The 5876-nt window shown below is 67.9% G+C and carries 3 protein-coding genes; all 3 read left to right on the forward strand.

Annotation, left to right across the window (positions count from 1 at the left end):
• On the forward strand, positions 1 to 4041 hold a 4041-nt coding region (locus I847_RS24275; RefSeq protein ID WP_196804598.1), incomplete at its 5' end, for a PA14 domain-containing protein.
• A 149-nt stretch (positions 4042 to 4190) separates the two neighbouring features.
• A complete protein-coding gene (locus I847_RS0116170) occupies positions 4191 to 4538 on the forward strand; it encodes a hypothetical protein (RefSeq protein WP_155856193.1) in 348 nt (115 codons plus the stop codon).
• A 684-nt stretch (positions 4539 to 5222) separates the two neighbouring features.
• Positions 5223 to 5876 (forward strand): hypothetical protein (locus tag I847_RS0116175; protein WP_155856194.1); only part of this gene is annotated, 654 nt, incomplete at its 3' end.

A 5876-nucleotide genomic window follows, 5' to 3' on the forward strand; every position in this document is an offset into this window, starting at 1 on the left:
TTCCAGCTGTGGGCCAAGGGCCCGGGCTACCCCAACGGCATCATCGTCCCATCGAGCTGGCTGTCCCCGACCTTCGAGACCCTTCCCTCCGGGTGGTCCTCGTCCACAGCCCTGGCCGGCAACAGCGGCGAGTACGCATCCGCCGACATCCAGGCCACCACTGTCGTGCTCACCGACGTCACCGGCACGACCCACACGTACACCAAGAAGTCCGAGGGCGGGTACGCGCCCCCGTCGGGCGAGTTCAGCGTCCTGGCGTTGTCCGGTGCCGGCCTGGTGAACCTGACCGACGAGGACGGAACCGTCTACGTCTTCGGCACCAACGGCCGGCTCGAGTCGTCGACCCCACCGGGCGACGCCAAGAACATCGCCACGCCAAAGTTCGTCTGGCGTCCCGCGACGGGACAGCTCGACTCCGTGACCGATCGGGGGTCCGGCAAGCAGGTGCAGTTCTTGTACTCCGGCGACCCAGCGCCCGAGGGCGGAACTGCGCCGGCCTGCCCGGCCGACGCCCTGGCACCACCCGGAATGGCGTGCCGGATCGTCTACCCGCCGGCCTCCGGCACTGGCGTCGGGGAGTCGACCTGGCTGCGCTACAACTCCGACGGTCGACTGGTCCGCATGATCGACCCCGGCAACGAGGTCACCGACTTCGAATACGCCGCCACCGGTGAGCTGACTGCCCTGCGGACCCCGATGATCACCGACTGGCTCGCAGCCGACGCGACGCGAACTGCGACCGACAGCAGCAAGATCCAGGTCGCCTACGACAACCTCGCCGCGAAGTCGCCCAAGGCCAAGACGATCACCCTGCCTGCCGCCGACGGCGTCACCGCAGCGGGCCGGCTCGCGACCACGCTCGACTACTCGAACGCAACCACCACGAACGTGGACCGCACGGGCATCTCCGGGCACGCGCGCACAGTCACCTTCGACAACGCCTGGCGCACACTCACGGACGCGACATCCAGCGGCGCCGCCTCCAAGCAGGTCTGGGACCCCGCCAAGGACCTGGTCCTGTCGATGACCGATCCGCTCGGCCGGATGTCGACAAAGATCTACGACGACCGCGACCGGCCGACCGAGACGTTCGGACCCGCCGACGCGTCCTGCTTCGGGGCGGACCGACGTCCCGTCCCGAGCTGCGCCGCGACCACTGCGCACACCACGACGGGATACGACGAGGGGATGCCCGGCCTGAACGTCGCGTACTACAGCGGTTCGCTGGCCGGGCCGCCCAAGGCTTTCGGCTTGGGCCTGGGCACTGGCACTCTCAGCAAGAGCTGGGCTGCCGCGATGCCCGATCCCGCCATCACGGCGGCCCCGTGGGGCGCGCGCCTGACCGGACTGGTGAAGTTCCCGCAAGCCGGTACGTACACGCTCACCGGCGGCGGCGACGACCAGGTCCAGGTGTGGATCGACAACATCCGCGTGCTCGCCCCGCCCACCGGCGCGACAAACACCTCCGACGTCGTCCGGTCGGCACCGGGATGGGCACGTATCCGGGTCGACTACGTCAACAGCACCAACCCGGGCTCTCTCAATCTGTCCTGGTCCGGTCCAGGGGTCACGACAGGCCCGATCCCCGACTCCGCACTGACGCCTGACTACGGGCTCGTCACCAGCACCACCACTGACGACGGTGCACCGGCGGCGGTTCCCACGGGCACGCCCGCCGTGGCCTCGGCGCAGGTGCCCGCTCAGCTGACCCGCACCGGATATGGCTCGAGCCCGTGGCTCGGTCAGGCCGTGACCACGACGGAGGACCCCACAGGTCTCGCGTTGACCACGACGACCGCCTTCGAGGCTCCTGGCGTGGGGTTCGGCCGGCGTACCGGCCGTTGGCTGCCCGCGGCCACCGCGTCCGGGACACTGGATGCGGTCCGGGGGACCACGTACACGTACTACTCCGCGACGGACGTCCAGGAGAACGCCTGCTCCGTCCCCGCGGGCGCCAAGCCCGCCGGCCTGCCCAAGACCACGACCAGCCCGTCGCCCAGCACCGGGTCTCCGGTGGTGACCAGTGCCCTCTACGACAACTACGGCCGAGCCGTAGGCAGCAAGACGTCTGGTGACACGGCCTGGTCGTGCACGACGTACGACAGTCGGGGTCGCACCACGAAGGTGACGTATCCCGGGACGTCCGGAACACGCACCGTGACCTCGTCGTACGCCGTCGGGGGTGACCCGCTGACCACCTCGGTCTCCGACTCCTCGGTCGGGTCGACGAACGGGGGCACTATCACCACGAAGATCGACCTGCTCGGCCGGACCGTGTCCTACACCGACGTGTGGGGCGTCAAGACGGTCACCACCTACGACGCTGCCGGCCGTGCCTCTGGTTCGACCACCACCGTGACGTCGAAGAGTGGCGTCGTGCAGTCGTACACCTCAGGCTTCACCTACAACGCGGACAGCCAGGTGAAGACGGTCCTGGAGGGAACCGCGACGATCGCCGACGTCACCTACGACCGAGGCGATGTCGTGAGCGTCTCCTACCCCACGGGCACGAACACAGCCGGCAACGGGACGTCGACGACCTTCGCCAGATCTGGTGCCGGTGCGATCTCGAAGGTGACCCACCAGTTCGTCGGATCACCCACGGTGTCCGACGAGGTCGTGCGCTCTCGCGCAGGCCGTGTCCTGACCGACAACGTGACAGACGGGACCACTGTCTCCAGCGCGGCGTACACGTACGACGGTGCCGGCAGGTTGACGCGTGCGGACATCCCCGGCCACAAGCTGGAGTACGGCTTCGCCCAGTCGGGCACCTGCGGCGCCAACACCGCTGCAGGCCGCGACGGCAACCGCACGCTGCTGACGGACACCCCCACCGGGCAGACAGCGCGCACGACGGCGTCCTGCTACGACTGGTCTGACCGCCTCGTCTCGACGACGGTCGCCAACCCGGTCGCCGGCGCCAGCCCCGTCACGGGCACAAGCCTGAGCACGACCAACCTGCGGTACGACGCCCAGGGCAACACGACCCAGCTCGCCGACCAGACGCTTGCGTACGACAGCTCGGGCCGGCACATCTCGACGACGATGACCTCGGGCTCGTTCGTCACGTACCAGCGAGACGCCCATGACCGGATCATCGCCCGCTCCGGTCAGGACGTCGGTACGACCGCCGTCCACTACGGGTACCTGTCTGGCGCTGACACCGCGGACATCGTGATGGACACGTCGAACACGGTCGTGCAGCGGCAGCTCGCGTTGCCGGGAGGCGTTCTCGTGACCATCCCGACCTCGGGGACCTCGACCTGGTCGTACCCGAACGTGCACGGTGACGTCATCCTGGTTGCCGGCTCTACTGGGGCCCGGATCGGCACGCTGACGACGTACGACCCGTTCGGTCAGGTGCTCGACCCGTCCACGAAGGTGATGGGCACGCCCAAGGCCGAGGACTCGGTCGGGGACAACCTGCCGTCCAACGTGGACTTCGCCTGGGCCGGCCAACACCGCAAGATGTACGAGCACATCAGCACGATCGCGGCCGTGGAGATGGGCGCACGGGTCGATGTCGGCGCTCTGGGCCGGTTCCTTTCCGTCGACCCCGTCGACGGTGGCGTGGACAACGACTACGTGTACCCCACCGATCCGATCAACCTCTTCGACCTTGACGGGCGGTCCAGCAGGCCTGGTGGCGATTGGCTGTCCTTCCAGTCCTGGTTCCACAGAGGCTCGAAGCACAAGCAGGCGCAGGCCATCGGCCGGACAGTTGCGACGTACTCGACGATCACCGGCGGAACCTGCAAGGTGAAGTCCGGGCTGAGGATCTGCCAGGGCGGTTGGGGGCATGCGTATGCGCGTGGTGGGACGACGCTGGGAACGACCTACGTCGCTCCGAAGGGGAACGAGTACACAGATGCGTCGCGGATCAGGCACGAGCTCGTGCACGTGAAGCAGTGGACGGACGGAGGACTCGCGTTCGCGCCGAAGTACTTCATGGCGGGCATCAACCCGTGCCACAACAAGTTCGAGATCGAGGCGAATCTGCGAGACGGGCACTATGACGAGTGCTTCGCGTGCACGAAATGAAGCCGGCTCGGTCCACCCTCAGGAGGTCGTAGATGTCGTTCGGCGCGAGATCGCGCGTAGCGCTGGCGGTCGCGTGCCTCATTCTCACCTCGTGCGGGGTGGACCATCCCGTCCCTCCACCGATCGGGATCCGCGTGGACGGGGGGGTCGTGACGGTACTCGTCCCGCCGTGCGCCAAGACCTTCGACGGTGCCCAGGTCTACGACGAGAACTCGGTCGAGGTTCCCGTCTGGTCCGCCACCGGTTTCACTGGCGACGCAACGCACGGCATCGAGCTCTCGCCCAGTGACTGGTCGGGCGTCACGGGCGGTTACTCAGGCGCCGGGGGGCTCTCAGTGGAGATCGACACCCCGGGGAGCATGTTCGGAGCGGGGTACGAGCTCGACCATCTGACCGCGGCAACGGACCTGCCTGCCGGAAAGTTCTACGTGGACGGCGACGTGCTCGACATCTCCGCGTACAACGACCTCCCGAGGGTCAAGGAGAAGGAGTGCTGACCCTTCTCTGCGCTCGGAAGGTGCACACCGGCGACGGGCACCCAGAGCCCGGGGACGACCCAGGCGTCCCTGGACAGCGGTGAGCTGAGCGTGCGGCGCTTCGACAGCTGGCGCCGCCTTGCCAAGGTCCCCTACCAGGCTCGCCGCTCGGACGCGCGTCTCGCCGCGGAGGCGGCAGCGCTCGCGACTCCTGCGAGCGACGCAGCCGCACAGACGGCGCTGACGAGCGCCGCGGCACAGGGCGGCCTCCTGGTTGACGGTGATCCTCCGGAGGGAGCTGCACCGCCCAGATACTGCTCACACGGGTCGACGTGACGCTGAAGGCTCCCCTCGGCGACCGCACCCTCGTCGACGTCAGTCGGGACCCCGACGTGGAGCTCGCCTCGACCCGCCGCCGCACGAGGACTGGCTGTCGTTCACGAACTGGAACTGCCGTGGTGTCCGAGTCGCGCGGAACCATGAGCGTTGGGCGCGGCGCAGGCGGCATCCAGGTGCTGATCCGTCAGCCTGCCGGAAATCTCCGTCTCTACCGCACAATCACCCAAATGAGTTAATGCTCCCAAAAGCGCCACATGTGTGAGGTTTCGCCCACTAGGGTTCATCCGGCTCGCGGGGCACGGATGCTCCGCTCGATAGCGTTTCACGGGTGCGTCCTTGGACGCCCGTTCACCAGGGGGTAGTGGCATGAGTCTGCGTCGGCGCTGGGATCTTGGTTTCCGGGGTGGGTTTGTTGCCTGGGTCGCGTGCCTTTCCTTGGTGGTGGCGGGGCTTGTGGTGGTCGACGCCCCGGTGGCATCGGCGGCTAAGCCTGCGGATCCGGTCGCGGTTTCTCCCGTGAAGGTTCCGCCGTTGACGTCGAAGGCGCCGGCGAAGCTGTCTGCGCCGGTGCCGGCGAACCAGTTCGATGTTCCGGTCGCGGCTCCTGAACCGGTGGCGTTGAAGACGAGGACGCCGAAGGGTTTCGACGAGGTGCGCTCGACGGTCGCGAGCCGGGGTGAGAAGTCGACGGTGTATGCGAATCCGGATGGCACGTTCACCACGATGATGACGACCGAGCCGGCGAATGTGCAGGTTGCGGATGGTTCGTGGCAGCCGATCTCCACGCAGGTCGTGCCGGACACCGGTGGTGGTGGGAAGGTGAATCGGCACCCGCTCTCGCCGCGGTTCGCGGCTGAGGGTAACTCGGCTGATCTGCTGCAGGTCTCGCGCAATGGTGCCGAGGTGAGCATCGGTCTGGTCGGGGCCAGCGGGAAGTCACTGGGTCGCAAGGGCGCCAGGGCCAAGTACGACGATGTGCTGCCTGGTGGTGTGGACCTGGAGTACGAGGTCACGCCGGGC

Source organism: Cellulomonas sp. URHD0024, assembly GCF_000426185.1.
Taxonomy (GTDB): Bacteria; Actinomycetota; Actinomycetes; order Actinomycetales; family Cellulomonadaceae; genus Cellulomonas.